General features: G+C 62.1%; 10 protein-coding genes. All 10 read left to right on the top strand.

The window, feature by feature from the left end; translation table 11 throughout:
* Window positions 1-124 precede the first annotated feature (124 nt).
* Window positions 125-1,225 carry a 3-dehydroquinate synthase gene (aroB, locus tag GN234_RS16040; protein ID WP_109752042.1) on the top strand — a complete coding sequence of 367 codons (1,101 nt, stop codon included), beginning with the start codon at window positions 125-127 and terminating at the stop codon, window positions 1,223-1,225.
* Between the two features lie 10 nt (window positions 1,226-1,235).
* The gene (locus tag GN234_RS16035; RefSeq protein ID WP_176688758.1) at window positions 1,236-2,819 is read left to right on the top strand and encodes an AAA family ATPase; all 1,584 of its coding nucleotides are present in this window, start codon (window positions 1,236-1,238) and stop codon (window positions 2,817-2,819) included.
* Window positions 2,820-3,168: 349 nt separating this feature from the next.
* Window positions 3,169-7,617, top strand: coding sequence for a glutamate synthase large subunit (gltB, locus tag GN234_RS16030; RefSeq protein WP_109752044.1), 4,449 nt, complete (start codon window positions 3,169-3,171; stop codon window positions 7,615-7,617).
* A 33-nt stretch (window positions 7,618-7,650) separates the two neighbouring features.
* Window positions 7,651-9,069 carry an FAD-dependent oxidoreductase gene (locus GN234_RS16025; protein ID WP_003196992.1) on the top strand — a complete coding sequence of 473 codons (1,419 nt, stop codon included), beginning with the start codon at window positions 7,651-7,653 and terminating at the stop codon, window positions 9,067-9,069.
* Window positions 9,070-9,348: 279 nt separating this feature from the next.
* Entirely contained in the window at window positions 9,349-10,416 is a 1,068-nt protein-coding gene (gene hemE, locus GN234_RS16020) for a uroporphyrinogen decarboxylase (protein WP_116833989.1), read from the top strand.
* A 343-nt stretch (window positions 10,417-10,759) separates the two neighbouring features.
* Window positions 10,760-12,226 carry an N-acetylglucosamine-binding protein GbpA gene (gene gbpA, locus GN234_RS16015; protein ID WP_176688757.1) on the top strand — a complete coding sequence of 489 codons (1,467 nt, stop codon included), beginning with the start codon at window positions 10,760-10,762 and terminating at the stop codon, window positions 12,224-12,226.
* A gap of 67 nt (window positions 12,227-12,293) precedes the next feature.
* Entirely contained in the window at window positions 12,294-12,836 is a 543-nt protein-coding gene (locus tag GN234_RS16010; protein ID WP_163855644.1) for a cytochrome b, read from the top strand.
* Window positions 12,833-13,360: a type II secretion system protein N gene (locus GN234_RS16005; RefSeq protein WP_116833992.1), complete on the top strand. Its 528-nt coding sequence runs from the start codon at window positions 12,833-12,835 to the stop codon at window positions 13,358-13,360. Before GN234_RS16010 ends, GN234_RS16005 begins: the two co-directional genes overlap by 4 nt.
* 7 nt (window positions 13,361-13,367) lie before the next feature.
* Entirely contained in the window at window positions 13,368-15,284 is a 1,917-nt protein-coding gene (gene gspD / locus GN234_RS16000; RefSeq protein ID WP_176688756.1) for a type II secretion system secretin GspD, read from the top strand.
* Window positions 15,281-16,753, top strand: a complete 1,473-nt coding sequence (gene gspE, locus GN234_RS15995; RefSeq protein WP_176688755.1) for a type II secretion system ATPase GspE — start codon at window positions 15,281-15,283, stop codon at window positions 16,751-16,753. The genes gspD and gspE overlap by 4 nt, the downstream gene beginning before the upstream one ends.
* Window positions 16,754-16,757 lie beyond the last annotated feature (4 nt).

Genomic DNA, 16,757 nt, shown 5'->3' with positions numbered 1-16,757 from the left:
TCGACGTCCCGTCGTGGCCCGGCTGGGGCGTGGCGGATGGCCATTAACTGGCGTCAGAACAAGCACCGTGGACTTTCGTTAATTGCAGGCAGGACGCCTGATTCCATCTTCACTGTGGGGACACATGCAGACACTTAAGGTCGACCTGGGCGAGCGCAGCTACCCGATTCATATTGGCGAAGGCTTGCTGGACCAGCCCGAACTGCTGGCGCCGCATATCGCCGGGCGGCAAGTGGCGATCATTTCCAATGAAACCGTCGCGCCCCTGTATCTGGAACGTCTGACCCGCAGCCTGTCGGCCTTCTCGGTCATTTCCGTGGTGTTGCCCGACGGTGAAGCCTTCAAGAATTGGGAAACCTTGCAGCTTATTTTCGACGGCCTGCTGAGTGCGCGGCACGATCGGCGCACCACGGTGATTGCCCTCGGTGGCGGCGTGATCGGCGACATGGCCGGTTTTGCCGCCGCCTGCTATCAGCGTGGCGTCGATTTCATCCAGATCCCCACCACGCTGCTGTCCCAGGTCGATTCGTCAGTGGGCGGCAAGACCGGGATCAACCATCCGCTGGGCAAGAACATGGTGGGGGCTTTCTATCAGCCCAACGTGGTGCTGATCGATACCGCTACCCTCAACACCTTGCCTGCCCGTGAACTGTCTGCGGGGCTGGCGGAGGTCATCAAATACGGGCTGATCTGCGACGAGCCGTTCCTGGGCTGGCTCGAAGAGAATGTCGACCGTCTACGTGCACTGGATCAGGCGGCCCTGACCTACGCCATTGAACGTTCCTGCGCCGCCAAGGCCGCCGTGGTCGGTGCCGATGAGCGGGAGTCGGGAGTGCGGGCCACGCTCAACCTGGGCCACACCTTTGGCCATGCCATCGAAACCCATATGGGCTATGGTGTCTGGCTGCATGGCGAGGCGGTTGCGGCCGGCACGGTCATGGCCCTGGAGATGTCTGCGCGCCTGGGCTGGATCAGCGAGCAGGAGCGCGATCGCGGCATTCGTCTGTTCCAGCGCGCCGGGCTGCCGGTGGTTCCGCCCGAGGAAATGACTGAGGCGGATTTCCTTGAACACATGGCAATCGACAAAAAAGTGATCGACGGTCGTCTGCGTCTGGTGCTGCTGCGCCACATGGGCGAAGCGGTGGTGACCGACGATTATCCGAAAGCAGTTCTACAGGCCACGCTGGGAGCGGACTACCGCGCCCTGGCTCAGCTTAAAGGTTAATAAGATTCCGATGACTAGTTTGCATGCCGACGAGGCTTTCCTCGGCCATTTCCAATTGAGTCATGACCCTTTCGCTCCACGGGTCCCGGGCTTCAAGTTCTTTCCCGCCCAGCGCAAACCGGTGCTGGGCCAGTTGCATCACCTGGCACGCTACAGCCAGTTGCTGTTGGTGGTCACAGGTCCCCAGGGCAGCGGCAAGACCTTGCTGCGCCAGGCCCTGGTGGCCAGTACCAACAAGCAGTCGGTGCAAAGCGTGGTGGTCTCCGCCCGCGGCGCCGGCGATGCCGCCGGTGTGTTGCGCCAGGTGGCCCAGGCGCTGAATGTCGCCCAGGCCGAAATCGGGGCGATTCTCGATCAGATCGTGCAGTTGGCGCTGACCGGGCAGGAAGTCTATCTGCTGGTGGACGACGCCGAGCAGCTCGACGAGTCGGCCCTGGAAGCCCTGCTGGCCCTGGCTGCCGGTGCGCCGGAAGGTCGTCCCCATGTGTTCCTGTTCGGCGAGTCGTCGCTGATCGCTGATCTGGATCAACTGAGTCTTGAGGAAGAGCGCTTCCACGTTATCGAGCTGGCGCCCTACACCGAGGAAGAGACGCGTGAATACCTGGCCCAGCGTCTTGAGGGGGCGGGCCGGGGTATCGAACTTTTTACCGCCGATCAGATCTCTGAGATTCACGAAAGCGCAGGTGGTTGGCCTGGCAACATCAACCAGGTCGCCCGCGATGCTCTGATCGAAGTCATGATTGCCAGCCGCTCAGCGGTGAAGCGTCCAAGTATGGGGTTCAACATGCCGAAGAAACACGTATTGGCAATTTCCGCTGTCGTCGTGGTCGCGGTTGCCGCCGCCTGGCTAATGCCGGGTCGCAACAAGGCGCCGACCACGGGCACTCCTGCCAACGAGCAGGCGCAACTGCCCCTCGGTCAGGGTACGCCGCAACCCAACGGTGGTGCTCCGGCAGTGGAATTCGCCGGCAACACCCAGCCGATGCCGCTGCCGTTGGTCGGCCAGTCGCAGCCGGTCATGCGCGGCCCGCTGGCCGAAGCGGCCGGTGGCATCACCGAAGGCGACGACGGCGCGGCGCCACCGATCGACGACAGCAGCGACGTGCCGCCGACCGTGACCACCACCTCACCACCGGCGGGCGTGCCGGCCGGTCCTGCGCCGACGCCAACGCCTGCTCCGGCGGCCAAGCCGACTCCGGCACCGACCCAGATAGCCACCGCCAAGCCTGCCCCGGCTCCAGCGCCCGCGACCAAGCCTGCCGCGCCAGCACCGGCCGCCAAGCCTGCTGCTCCGGCCAAGGCCGCGGGCGGTAGCTGGTACGCCGGCCAGGCACCGGGTAACTACGTGGTGCAGATCCTCGGCACCAGCTCTGAAGCCACGGCGCAGAACTTCGTCAAGGAGCAGGGCGGCGAGTACCGCTATTTCAAGAAAGTGCTCAACGGCAAGCCACTGTATGTCATCACCTACGGCAGCTTTGCCAGTCGTGATGCAGCCGTTTCCGCTATCAAGGCCTTGCCAGCGAAGGTTCAGGCTGGTAAACCTTGGCCTCGCACTGTCGCCAGCGTCCAACAGGAACTGGCTGCAACTCGCTGAAGATTCGGCGGCCTTACCCAGGCCGCCTCTCCCGGCAACCTCAAAATTCCGCAAGGGCGGGCGACCTTTCAGGCCGCGCGCCTTGTGGTGTCTGCGTCACAGTAGTGTTTGAGTCGTAGCGGTCGAACCCAAAAAAGTTTTGACTAGCACAGCATATAGCTTTAAACCTTTCACAAATGCGACATGGATTTGCGACAGTTCGTCGTCAAATTTGTGAGCCTCTGTGTCGGTGTGTACAATGACCTCCCTTTGGCCCCCGCAAAGCTGGCGTACGTTCGGCGCGGCATGCAACTGGTTGAATTGAAAAGAAATTTGCCTCGATTAGAGGCAGCCTGGTGAGAAAGTGTCTATGAAAGCAGGTCTGTACCAACCAGATGAATTCAAGGATAACTGCGGTTTCGGCCTGATAGCTCATATGCAGGGCGAGCCCAGCCATACCCTTTTGCAAACGGCCATTGAGGCCCTGACCTGCATGACCCACCGCGGTGGGATCAACGCCGACGGCAAGACCGGCGACGGTTGTGGCTTGCTGATTCAAAAGCCTGACGAGTTCCTGCGTGCCGTTGCCCAGGAAACGTTTGGCGTGACCCTGCCCAAGCAGTACGCCGTGGGCATGGTGTTCTTCAACCAGGACCCGGTGAAGGCTGAGGCGGCTCGCGAGAACATGAACCGCGAGATCCTGGCCGCCGGCCTGCAACTGGTGGGCTGGCGCAAAGTGCCGATCGACACCAGCGTCCTCGGCCGCCTGGCCCTTGAGCGCCTGCCGCAGATCGAACAGGTGTTCATCGCAGGTGACGGTCTGAGCGACCAGGACATGTCGATCAAGCTGTTCAGCTCTCGTCGTCGTTCGTCCGTGGCCAATGCCGCCGACACCGATCACTACATCTGCAGCTTTTCCCACAAGACCATTATCTACAAAGGCCTGATGATGCCGGCGGACCTCACCGCCTTCTATCCGGACCTGAGCGACGAGCGCCTGAAAACCGCAATCTGCGTGTTCCACCAGCGCTTCTCCACCAATACCCTGCCGAAATGGCCGCTGGCCCAGCCATTCCGCTTCCTCGCCCACAACGGCGAGATCAACACCATCACCGGCAACCGCAACTGGGCCGTGGCCCGGCGCACCAAGTTCGCCAACGACCTGATGCCGGACCTCGAAGAGCTCGGCCCGTTGGTCAACCGCGTGGGCTCGGACTCCTCGAGCATGGACAACATGCTGGAACTGATGGTGACCGGTGGCATCGACCTGTTCCGCGGCGTGCGCATGCTGGTGCCGCCGGCGTGGCAGAACGTCGAAACCATGGACCCGGATCTGCGGGCCTTCTACGAATACAACTCCATGCACATGGAGCCGTGGGACGGCCCGGCCGGTATCGTCATGACCGACGGTCGCTATGCCGTGTGCCTGCTGGACCGTAACGGTCTGCGTCCGGCGCGCTGGGTCACCACCACCAACGGGTTCATCACCCTGGCTTCGGAAATCGGTGTCTGGAACTACCAGCCCGAAGACGTCATCGCCAAGGGCCGCGTAGGCCCGGGCCAGATCTTTGCCGTGGATACCGAAACCGGCCAGATCCTCGACACCGATGCGATCGACAACCGCCTCAAGTCCCGTCATCCGTACAAGCAATGGCTGCGCAAGAATGCCCTGCGCATCCAGGCGACCATGGAAGACAACGACCATGGCTCGGCTTTCTACGACGTCGATCAGCTCAAGCAGTACATGAAGATGTACCAGGTGACGTTCGAAGAGCGTGACCAGGTGCTGCGTCCACTCGGCGAGCAGGGCTACGAAGCGGTCGGCTCCATGGGCGACGACACGCCGATGGCCGTGCTGTCCCAGCGCGTGCGCACGCCGTACGACTATTTCCGCCAGCAGTTCGCCCAGGTGACGAACCCGCCGATCGACCCGCTGCGCGAAGCGATCGTGATGTCCCTGGAAATCTGCCTCGGTGCCGAGCGCAACATTTTCCAGGAGTCGCCGGAACACGCCTCGCGGGTGATCCTCAGCTCGCCGGTCATTTCCCCGGCCAAGTGGCGCTCGCTGACCAACCTCGACCGTCCGGGCTTCGCGCGCCAGGTCATCGACCTGAACTACGACGAAAGCGTCGGCCTGGAAGCGGCGATCCGCAACGTTGCCGATCAGGCTGAAGAAGCCGCGCGCGCCGGGCGTACCCAGATCGTGCTCAGCGACCGTCACATCGCGCCGGGCAAGCTGCCGATCCACGCCTCGCTGGCTACCGGTGCGGTGCACCATCGCCTGACCGAAAAAGGCCTGCGCTGCGACTCCAACATCCTGGTGGAAACCGCCACCGCCCGCGATCCGCATCACTTCGCGGTGCTGATCGGTTTCGGCGCCTCGGCGGTGTATCCGTTCCTGGCCTACGAAGTGCTGGGCGACCTGATCCGTACCGGTGAAGTGCTGGGCGACCTGTATGAGGTGTTCAAGAACTACCGCAAGGGCATCACCAAGGGCCTGCTCAAGATCCTGTCGAAGATGGGCATCTCGACCATCGCCTCGTATCGCGGCGCGCAATTGTTCGAGGCCATCGGCCTGTCGGAAGAAGTCTGCGAGCTGAGCTTCCGTGGCGTGCCGAGCCGCATCAAGGGTGCGCGTTTCGTCGACATCGAAGCCGAGCAGAAAGCCCTGGCAGCCGAAGCCTGGAGCCCGCGCAAGCCGATCCAGCAGGGCGGCCTGTTGAAGTTCGTCCATGGTGGTGAATACCACGCCTACAACCCGGACGTGGTCAACACCTTGCAAGCGGCCGTGCAACAGGGCGACTACAGCAAGTTCAAGGAATACACCTCGCTGGTGGACAACCGTCCGGTATCGATGATCCGCGACCTGCTCAAGGTCAAGACCCTCGACACGCCGCTGGACATCAGTGAAGTGGAGCCGCTGGAATCGGTGCTCAAGCGTTTCGATTCGGCTGGTATTTCCCTGGGCGCACTGTCCCCGGAAGCCCACGAAGCCTTGGCCGAAGCCATGAACCGCCTCGGTGCGCGTTCCAACTCCGGCGAAGGCGGTGAAGACCCGGCGCGCTACGGCACCATCAAGAGTTCGAAAATCAAGCAGGTCGCCACTGGCCGCTTTGGTGTGACGCCGGAATACCTGGTCAATGCTGAAGTGCTGCAAATCAAGGTGGCCCAGGGCGCCAAGCCCGGTGAGGGCGGCCAACTGCCCGGTGGCAAGGTCAACGGCCTGATCGCCAAGCTGCGCTACGCGGTCCCTGGCGTGACCCTGATCTCGCCGCCGCCGCATCACGACATCTACTCGATCGAAGACTTGTCGCAACTGATCTTCGACCTCAAGCAGGTGAACCCCAAGGCGCTGGTCTCGGTGAAACTGGTGGCGGAAGCCGGCGTCGGCACCATCGCCGCCGGTGTGGCCAAGGCTTATGCCGACCTGATCACCATCTCCGGCTACGACGGCGGCACCGGTGCATCGCCGCTGACCTCGATCAAGTACGCCGGTGCGCCGTGGGAACTGGGCCTGGCCGAAACCCACCAGACCCTGCGCGGCAACGATTTGCGCGGCAAGGTCCGGGTGCAGACCGACGGTGGCCTGAAAACCGGCCTGGACGTGATCAAGGCCGCCATCCTCGGCGCCGAGAGCTTCGGCTTCGGCACCGCGCCGATGATCGCCCTGGGCTGCAAATACCTGCGTATCTGCCACCTGAACAACTGCGCCACCGGCGTGGCGACCCAGAATGACAAGCTGCGCAAGGACCATTACATCGGCACCGTCGACATGGTGGTGAATTTCTTCACCTACGTGGCTGAAGAGACCCGTGAGTGGCTGGCGAAGCTGGGCGTGCGCTCGCTTGAAGAGCTGATCGGCCGTACCGATCTGCTGGAAGTGATCGAAGGCCAGACCGCCAAACAGCATCACCTGGACCTGACCCCGTTGCTGGGCAGCGATCTCATCCCGGCGGACAAGCCACAGTTCTGCCAGGTCGACCGCAACCCGCCATTCGACAAGGGTGAGCTGGCCGAGAAGATGGTCGACATGGCCGCTGCGGCGATCAACGACCTGAGCGGTGCCGAGTTCGAGCTGGATATCTGCAACTGCGACCGTTCCATCGGTGCGCGGATCTCCGGTGAAATCGCGCGCAAGCACGGCAACCAGGGCATGGCCAAGGCGCCGATCACCTTCCGTTTCAAGGGCACCGCAGGCCAGAGCTTCGGCGTCTGGAACGCCGGTGGCCTGAACATGTACCTGGAAGGCGATGCCAACGACTACGTGGGCAAGGGCATGACCGGCGGCAAGCTGGTCATCGTTCCGCCCAAGGGCAGCGTCTACAAGACCCAGGACAGTGCCATCATCGGCAACACCTGCCTCTACGGCGCCACGGGCGGCAAGCTGTTCGCCGCCGGCACCGCGGGCGAGCGTTTTGCCGTGCGTAACTCCGGGGCCCACACTGTGGTGGAAGGCACCGGCGATCACTGCTGCGAGTACATGACCGGTGGTTTTGTCTGCGTGCTGGGCAAGACCGGTTATAACTTCGGCTCTGGCATGACCGGTGGTTTCGCCTACGTGCTCGACCAGGACAACACCTTCGTTGACCGGGTCAACCACGAACTGGTGGAAATCCAGCGGATCAGCGGCGAGGCGATGGAAGCCTACCGCAGCCACCTGCAAAACGTGCTGAACGAGTACGTCGCGGAAACCGACAGCGAGTGGGGTCGTGAACTCGCCGAAAACCTCGATGACTACTTGCGCCGTTTCTGGCTGGTCAAGCCCAAGGCTGCCAACCTGAAATCGTTGCTTTCCAGCACTCGTGCCAACCCGCAGTGATATGCGCCTGAAGAGTTTGATGAGGTTTTAACAATGGCTGAACGTCTGAATAACGACTTCCAGTTCATCGATGTCGGGCGCAAGGATCCGAAGAAGAAACTGTTGCGTCAACGCAAGAAAGAGTTCGTGGAAATCTACGAGCCTTTCAAACCCCAGCAGTCGGCCGACCAGGCCCATCGCTGCCTGGGTTGCGGTAACCCGTATTGCGAATGGAAGTGCCCGGTGCACAACTTCATTCCCAACTGGCTGAAACTGGTGGCCGAGGGCAACATCCTCCAGGCCGCCGAGCTGTCCCACCAGACCAACACCCTGCCGGAAGTCTGCGGCCGGGTGTGCCCGCAGGATCGCCTGTGTGAAGGTGCCTGCACCCTCAACGACGGTTTTGGCGCGGTGACCATCGGTTCGGTGGAGAAGTACATCACCGACACCGCGTTCGCCATGGGCTGGCGCCCGGACATGTCCAAGGTCAAGCCGACCGGCAAGCGTGTGGCGATCATCGGTGCCGGCCCGGCGGGCCTGGGTTGTGCCGACGTGTTGGTGCGTGGTGGCGTGACTCCGGTGGTGTTCGACAAGAACCCGGAAATCGGCGGCCTGCTGACCTTCGGTATTCCCGAGTTCAAGCTGGAAAAGACCGTGCTGAGCAATCGTCGCGAAGTCTTCACCGGCATGGGCATCGAGTTCCGCCTGAACACCGAGGTGGGCAAGGACGTGACCATGGAGCAACTGCTCGAAGAATACGATGCGGTATTCATGGGCATGGGCACCTACACCTACATGAAGGGCGGCTTCGCCGGCGAGGACCTGCCAGGCGTCTATGACGCCCTCGACTTCCTGATCGCCAACGTCAACCGCAACCTTGGCTTTGAAAAGTCGCCGGAAGATTTCGTCGACATGAAAGGCAAGAAGGTCGTGGTGCTCGGCGGTGGTGACACGGCGATGGACTGCAACCGCACCTCGATTCGCCAGGGCGCCAAGTCGGTGACCTGCGCCTACCGTCGTGACGAAGCGAACATGCCCGGCTCGCGCAAAGAGGTGAAGAACGCCAAGGAAGAAGGCGTGAAGTTCCTCTACAACCGCCAGCCGATCGCCATTGTCGGTGAAGACAAGGTCGAAGGCGTGAAGGTGGTCGAGACCCGTCTCGGCGAACCGGACGCCCGTGGCCGCCGCAGCCCCGAGCCGATCCCCGGTTCCGAAGAGATCATCCCGGCCGATGCCGTGGTCATCGCCTTCGGCTTCCGCCCGAGCCCGGCACCGTGGTTCGAGCAGTTCAGCATCCAGACCGATAGCCAGGGCCGCGTCGTGGCCCCGGAACAGGGCCAGTACAAGCACCAGACCAGCAACCCGAAGATCTTCGCCGGTGGCGACATGGTCCGGGGTTCCGACCTGGTGGTGACAGCGATCTTCGAAGGCCGCAATGCGGCGGAAGGGATTCTGGATTACCTGCAAGTCTGACCTCGATCCAGAGTTGCAATGGAGTAAACCTGTGGGAGCGAGCTTTGTGGGAGCAAAGCTTGCTCGCGATTCAGGCGCCTCGGTACCCAGGAGACCGCAGTGTTTTCATCGCGGGCAAGCCTTGCTCCCACAAAAATGCCTCCCACAGTCATTTTGCAGTGTTAAGCAGATCGAGTTGCACCGCGACAAATTGCCCCGATAGATAAAAGGCACGGCTCTTGCCGTGCCTTTTGCGTCGCGCTCTGAGAAAATGCCCGCACTTTTTTTCCGGATGCCGACATGACTGCCCTGAAGAACGATCGTTTCCTTCGCGCCCTGCTCAAGCAACCCGTGGACGTCACCCCCGTATGGATGATGCGCCAGGCCGGTCGCTACCTGCCGGAGTACCGCGCCAGCCGCGCCAAGGCCGGTGACTTCATGAGCCTGTGCATGAACCCCCAGTTCGCCTGTGAAGTCACGCTGCAGCCGCTGGATCGCTATCCGCAACTGGACGCGGCGATCCTGTTCTCCGACATCCTGACCATTCCCGATGCCATGGGCCAGGGCCTGTACTTCGAGACCGGCGAAGGTCCGCGCTTCAAGAAAGTCATCAGCACCCTGGCTGATATCGAGGCCCTGCCGATTCCCGATCCGCAGAAGGACCTGGGTTACGTCATGGACGCGGTCAGCACCATTCGCCGTGAACTCAACGGTCGCGTGCCGCTGATCGGTTTCTCCGGCAGCCCTTGGACCCTGGCCACCTACATGGTCGAAGGCGGTTCGTCGAAGGACTTCCGCAAGACCAAGGCGATGCTCTACGACAACCCGCAAGCCATGCACCTGTTGCTGGACAAGCTGGCCCAATCGGTCACGTCCTACCTCAACGGCCAGATCCTGGCCGGTGCGCAAGCGGTGCAGATCTTCGACACCTGGGGCGGCAACCTGTCGGCGGCAGCGTACCAGGAGTTTTCCCTGGCCTACATGCGCAAGATCGTCAGTGGCCTGATCCGCGAGCATGAAGGTCGTAAAGTCCCGGTGATCCTGTTCACCAAGAACGGCGGCCTGTGGCTGGAAAGCATCGCCGATGCCGGCGCCGACGCCCTGGGCCTGGACTGGACCTGCGACATTGGCAACGCCCGCGAGCGTGTCGGTCACAAGGTCGCCCTGCAAGGCAACATGGACCCGACCGTGCTTTACGCCAAGCCCGAAGCGATTCGCGCTGAAGTCGGACGCATCCTGGCCAGCTACGGCAGCGGCAGCGGCCATGTGTTCAACCTCGGCCATGGCATTACCCCGGAAGTCGACCCGGAACACGCCGGTGCCTTCCTGCGGGCGGTACATGAGTTGTCGGCGCAATATCACCCGTAATCGCCACCCTGTGTCACCCAGCCTGTCCGGACCCGTGCCGGACAGGCTTTTTTTTGCCCGGTTGTTTATTCGGCTCAATGTGAAACTCGTTAGTTGTTTTGTATGAAGTATCTGTTTGTGTTTGTTTGATAGTTATTTCTATTCGTAAGAAGTTTCTCGAACTATGTAATAGAAATGGCTTCAGAGATCATTCCTTCTGTTTTGAGAGATTTTTCCTACATAGGAAATATTCAACTTTCTATAAGGTTCGGCGCTTGTCAGGTTCAGCGCTGAACGACCCAGCGCACCTTTCAAGATGACGGTGATACGTCTTTTCAATCTCGATGAGTAGTCTGGAATTTATATGAACAACAACTTCAAGAAGAACAGTGTGTTAACGGGGTGTGCTTCGTCGTTAGTTCTGTTGTCGGCGATGGTGGCGTCCCAGGGTGTGTTTGCCCACGGTTTCGTCGAAGTGCCGCCTTCCCGTGCGCTGTTGTGCCAGAAAGGTGTCAACCAACAGTGCGGTGGCGCGCAATACGAACCGCAGAGTACCGGTGAAACCTTCAAGGGCTTCCCGAATGGTGCAGGTGGTGCGCCGCTGCAAGGCCCTATCGACGGTAAAATCGCCAGTGGCGGCATTGCCCGGTTCTCTGCCCTCGATGCGCAATCGGCTTCGCGCTGGCACCTGACTGAAATCAGGGACCGGGACATTACCTTTCAATGGCAATACTCCGCCGCGCACCCGGCGACCAAACACGAATACTTCATTACCCGCGACGGTTGGAACCCGAACGAAGCGCTCAAGCGTGCCTCGTTCGACAGCGCGCCGTTCTGTACGGTGGAAGGTGGCAATCAAGTGCCGGTAGGCGGTGCCCCGCATAACTGCGTCATTCCTGACAGCAAGTCGGGTCATCACGTCATCCTGGCCGTCTGGACAGTAGGCGACACCGATAACGCGTTCTACGACCCGGTCGATGTAAACATCCTCGCCGAAGCCGCGTTGCCGGGCGGCTGGTCGGCGGTGGGCAGCATTGCGCCATCGACCCAGCTGCTGGTGGGTGACAAGGTCAAGGCCCGGGCATTCACCGCCACCGGCGAAAATGCCCAGTACAGCGTAGAAATCAGCATCGACAACGCCGAGGAAGGCAAGGCTGAGAACTGGTCGTTCAAACTGGCCGAAGCCATCAACAACGCCCATGCCCTGATTCGTGCCGGTATTCGTGATGATGAGGGCAATATCACGCCGGTCAAGGGCGCCAACAGCCTGTACGCCCAGAAAGAAAGCGGTGTGAATCGCTATGAAGTGCAACTGGACATGCAGGAAGACGCCAGCGCCAGCATGGAGATTTCCTCCCTGCAACCAGAGTACGTCCTCGACAAAGGTCGGATCAGCATGGCGTTCACTGCGCAGGCAAACCGCCGGATGAACCTTGAAGCCACGCTGTTCGATGAGAAGAACAAACAGGTCGGTGCCGTGAGCCAGACTGTGGGTGAAGGCAGCACCGGCCTGAACCTGGATGTGCGCAGCGCCCCCGGCGCCCACACCCTGACGCTGGTGGGGACCACCGAAGACGGACGCACCACTCGCCAGGATACCCAAGCCGTCACCCTGACTGGCGAAGGCGCCGGCATCGAGTACGACTTCGTGTTCCCGGAAGGCATCAGCGACTACACCGTAGGCACGAAAGTGCTGCAGCCCAAGACTGACGAAGTCTTCGAGTGCAAGCCGTTCCCTGCGTCTGGCTACTGCAAACAGTACAGCCCGACGTCGAACGGTTTCGAACCGGGTGTCGGTGCCTCCTGGCAAAGCGCCTGGGACAAGCTGTAAGTCCTGACAGGCATGGTCCCAGGCGATCCACACGGGTTGCCTGGGGCCTTCAGACGAGTGCGCAGTGATGTCTATCCATTACTCCAGGCGCCGGGTGCTGCTGCACTGGCTGTCGGCGGTCATTATCTTATGGGCGTTGGCGTCCGGTTTTTATGTGGCGTTCAATCCGGTGCCAGCTTCGACCGAACAGTGGGTTGGGTCACTCAATGTGTCGCTGACCACGCTGTTCATTCCGTTTTTCGTGTGGCGGGCCTGGCTGTTTTTTTACGAACTGGAGCCGCGCGGGACGGCGCTTTCAGGGAGCAAGAGGCTGGCCTCGGCGGTGCATGCGCTGATCTACCTGGTCATCGGCGTCGTGCTGGTGACCGGCGTGCTGATGATGAAAAGCGCCATCAGTGTCTTCGGCCTTGTTCGCTTCCCCCAGCCATTGGCTGATCCGACGTTGATCGAGCTGGCCAACACCGTCCACACCCTGTCTTGCGTGGTGCTTTCGATGCTCGTCGCGCTGCACCTGTGCGCGGTGCTCTGGCATGAGTTTTCCGGGCGCAGAGTGGTGCGGCGAATGTCCTTTGCCAAGCCTGCGGGCACGCTTGAGCGAGCGCAACGGTGAGCCTGTCGTTTCGGGTCGACAGCCGTCTGCCGAGGCTGGTGCTGGTGCTCGTGCCGCTGCTCTACGGGGTATTGCTGGCCGGGCAGGAATGGCGTTTTCGCCATGCATTGGGCCGTGACGTGCCAGTGGTGGTGGACTCGCCGGCGGCGCCGGCTCGCGACTTGCCCAACGTCCAAGCCGTGGCGACCGTGCTCGGCCTGGCGCCTGAAGGTGCCCAGGCGCCAAGCGCCGAACCGATTACGTTGCAGGCCAGTTTTGTCGCCGGCGAAGGCTTGTCGCGGGCATTGCTGGCGGATGCCGCCGGCCCGCGCATTTACCAGGTGGGCGAGCGCTTGCCCGGTGGCAGCGTGCTGCGCCGGGTCGAGGCCAGCCATGTGACGTTGTGGCGCAACGGCCGTGAAGAGCGGTTGGCCTTGCAGCAAGCGGTCAAGCCCTTGCTGCGCCGGCTGGATCTCGAAGACGGGCGCCATGCCACGCTTCATTCCTCGCAATACCTACGCCCGGTGGCCGGGCAATCAGAGTGATCGAATCATGAACAGCTTTATCCGAGGCCGTGTGTCATGCGTCCTGTTCTGCCTTGCCGCGGCCTGCCCGCTGATGTTCCCCAGTGCGCTGCGGGCCGAGGAGGCCCAATGGCAACTGGCGATGAACAATGCGGAACTGCGCGACGTGGTCGAGGAATTCTCCGCGATCCTGGGCAAGACCGTGGTGCTCGATCCCCGGGTGTCAGGGCGCATTACAGTCATGTCCCGCCAGGCGCTGGACCGCGAGGGTGTGCGTCGGTTGTTCTATTCGGTACTCGATGCACATAACTTCACCGTGATCGACGAAGGCGAGCGGATCCTCATTACCCCGGTCAGCGATGCCAAGACGCGGGCCGGAATCGCCGATGCCAAAAGCGCCACGCCGTCGCAGTTCGTCACCCGGGTCCTCGACCTGCAATCGAGTATCGCCGCCGACGTCGCCGGGTTGATCCGGCCCCTGGTGTCGGGCAATGGTTACGTCGGCCCTTCGGTATCGTCCAATGCCTTGGTGGTTACCGACACCGCCGCCAATGTCCAGCGCATCGCCGACGTGGTTCGACAGCTGGACTCAGGGCGCAACCGCAATCATGTGGTGGTGCGGTTGCGGCATGCCCAGGCTGGGGATATCGCGCCGTTGATGGAAACCTCTGGCGGCAAGCGCGATGGCGATACGGCGGGCCTGGTGATCGCCGATGCCCGTAGCAATCGGTTGGTGATCATCGGCGCGCCGGCGGTGCGCCAGCGCCTGGTCGATCTGGCCCGGACCCTCGACGTCCCGGCCGCCGCCTCTCAGGACAACGCCCGGGTTATCCGCCTGCGCCATAGCGATGCCAAGCAACTGGCCGAGGTGCTGGAGGCTGTCGGCCAGGATAAGAAAACTACACCAGCACTGACCGGCTTGCGGGAAACTGCCGCCGCCAGCTCGTTCATGATCAAGGCCGATGAAAGCCAGAATGCCCTCGTGCTGATCGCCGAACCTGCTCAGGTTCGCATCATCGAGAACATCGTCCGTGAATTGGACCAACCCCGGGCTCAGGTGCTCATTCATGCGGCCATCGTCGAGGTCACCGGCGATATTTCCGAAGCGCTGGGGGTGCAGTGGGGGCTGGAGAGCGGCAGCGCGACAGGGGCCATCAATTTTCCGGGAACCGACATCCCGATCATCGGGTTGGACCTCAATAAGCTCGATAAAAAGACCGAAGGCGCGTTCCTGCGCCTGGGCAGCGATCGCTTCAGTGCGCTGGTCTCGGCACTGGCGAGCAATGCCCACAGCAACCTGCTGTCCACCCCCAGCCTGCTGACCCTGGATAACCAGGAAGCGGAAATCATCGTCGGCCAGAACGTCCCGTTCAAAACGGGTTCCTACGCCACCAGCGGCAACGGTGCGGACAATCCGTTCACCACCGTGGAGCGCAAGGACGTCGGCATCAGCCTCAAGGTCAAGCCCTACATCAATGAGGGCTCGACCTTGCGCCTGGAAGTGGAGCAGGAAGTCTCGGACATCGCGCCATCGGTCTCCGGTGTGGATTCCTCTGACCTGATCACCAACAAGCGCGCCTTGAAGAGCACGATCCTGGCGGACGATGGTGAGATCATCGTGATCGGCGGGCTGATCCGCGACAGCGTCCGCACCCAGCAAAGCGGTGTTCCTTTGCTGCGCAGTATTCCGTACCTGGGCGCGTTGTTTCGCTGGAACCGCGACACCCAGACCAAAAGCAACCTGATGGTGTTCCTGCGCCCGACCATTGTGCGCAGCAACGAAGACCTGGCCGAGGTCAGCCGCCAACGCTACGACGCGCTCCGGGACCTGAGCAAACCGGGCTCGCGGAAAAACAACTCGCTGTTGTTGCCCCGGGATGCCCGCCAGTTGTTCGACTCATCCACGGACACGGCCGATCCGCAACAGCGTTCGGGGGCCCTGTGACGGACCCACAGGCCCCGTTGCCCTTTGGCTTCGCCAGGCGTTTCGGCGTGCTGCTCGAAGGCACGGGGCCGACCTTGACCTTGGTGATGCGCGGTGACACGCCCCTGACCGCCTTGGGGGAAGTACGGCGCCTGTGCGGTCGGGATTTGCCCATCCAGGTGCTGGAGCCGGCGTCGTTCGCCGCGCGCCTGGCCAACGTCTATCGCCAGGGCCAGAGTGCCGCCGAGCAGGTGGCCCAGGGCCTGGACGAGGAGCTGGACCTGCTCAGCCTGGCCGACCAGATGCCGCAGACCACCGACTTGCTGGAGCAACAAGGTGATGCGCCGATCATCCGGCTGATCAATGCCCTGCTCAGCGAGGCGGTCCGCGAACACGCCTCGGACGTGCACCTGGAAACGTTCGAGCAATACCTGTCGGTGCGCATGCGCATCGACGGTCAGTTGCAGGAAATGCTCCGTCCGCGCCGGGAGCTGGCGAACCTGCTGGTGTCGCGGATCAAGGTCATGGCCCGTTTGGATATCGCCGAAAAGCGCGTGCCCCAGGACGGGCGAATGGCCTTGCGGCTGGCCGGGCACGAAGTCGATGTGCGGGTCTCGACCTTGCCGTCGGCCCATGGCGAGCGCGTGGTGTTGCGTCTGCTCGACAAGCAGGCCGGACGCCTGGACCTGCAACGCCTGGGCCTGCCCGACGACACCCTGGCCGGGTTGCGCCAATTGCTCGGCAAACCCCACGGCATCGTGTTGGTCACCGGGCCCACGGGCTCGGGCAAAACCACCAGCCTGTACGCGGCGTTGAGCAGCATCAATGACCAGAGCCGCAACATCCTCACCGTCGAAGATCCGATCGAATATCACCTGCCGGGCATCGGCCAGATGCCGGTCAATCCGAAAGTCGACATGACCTTTGCTCGCGGCCTGCGGGCTATTTTGCGCCAGGATCCGGACGTGGTGATGGTCGGTGAAATCCGTGACCGCGAGACCGCCGAAATCGCCGTCCAGGCGTCCCTGACCGGGCACCTGGTGCTCTCGACCCTGCACACTAATACCGCCGTCGGCGCGGTCACGCGGCTGATGGACATGGGGGTGGATGCCTATCTGCTGGCCTCGTCCCTGGCCGGCATCGTCGCCCAGCGCTTGTTGCGCACCTTGTGCCCATGCTGCAAGACACCTTATGTGGCCGACGCCGCCACTTGTCTGCGCCTGGGCCTTGAGGCCGGTGCCGCGCCACGGCTGTTCAAGGCCCAGGGCTGCGATCAATGCCAGAAAGGTTATCGCGGGCGCATCGGCATTTACGAACTGGTGAACGTCAGTGCTGCGTTGTCGCAGTTGATTCACCAGGGGGCCACCGAGCAGGCGTTGGCCTCTGAGGCGCGCAAGAGCTCCCGCAGTCTGTTCCAGGACGGGCGCCAGCGGGTTCTCGAAGGCCTGACCAGCGTCGATGAACTGCTGCGCATCACCCAGGAGGATTAGCGCC

This window comes from Pseudomonas bijieensis (genome assembly GCF_013347965.1).
In the GTDB taxonomy this organism is placed as follows: domain Bacteria; phylum Pseudomonadota; class Gammaproteobacteria; order Pseudomonadales; family Pseudomonadaceae; genus Aquipseudomonas; species Aquipseudomonas bijieensis.
This window is presented reverse-complemented; position numbering and strand designations above follow the sequence as displayed.

Excerpts from the sequence above, each read along its gene's own strand:
- aroB (WP_109752042.1), top strand. The coding sequence starts at position 125 with ATGCAGACACTTAAGGTCGACCTGGGCGAGCGCAGCTACCCGATTCAT.
- GN234_RS16035 (WP_176688758.1), top strand. The coding sequence starts at position 1,236 with ATGACTAGTTTGCATGCCGACGAGGCTTTCCTCGGCCATTTCCAATTG.
- gltB (WP_109752044.1), top strand. The coding sequence starts at position 3,169 with ATGAAAGCAGGTCTGTACCAACCAGATGAATTCAAGGATAACTGCGGT.
- GN234_RS16025 (WP_003196992.1), top strand. The coding sequence starts at position 7,651 with ATGGCTGAACGTCTGAATAACGACTTCCAGTTCATCGATGTCGGGCGC.
- hemE (WP_116833989.1), top strand. The coding sequence starts at position 9,349 with ATGACTGCCCTGAAGAACGATCGTTTCCTTCGCGCCCTGCTCAAGCAA.
- gbpA (WP_176688757.1), top strand. The coding sequence starts at position 10,760 with ATGAACAACAACTTCAAGAAGAACAGTGTGTTAACGGGGTGTGCTTCG.
- GN234_RS16010 (WP_163855644.1), top strand. The coding sequence starts at position 12,294 with ATGTCTATCCATTACTCCAGGCGCCGGGTGCTGCTGCACTGGCTGTCG.
- gspD (WP_176688756.1), top strand. The coding sequence starts at position 13,368 with ATGAACAGCTTTATCCGAGGCCGTGTGTCATGCGTCCTGTTCTGCCTT.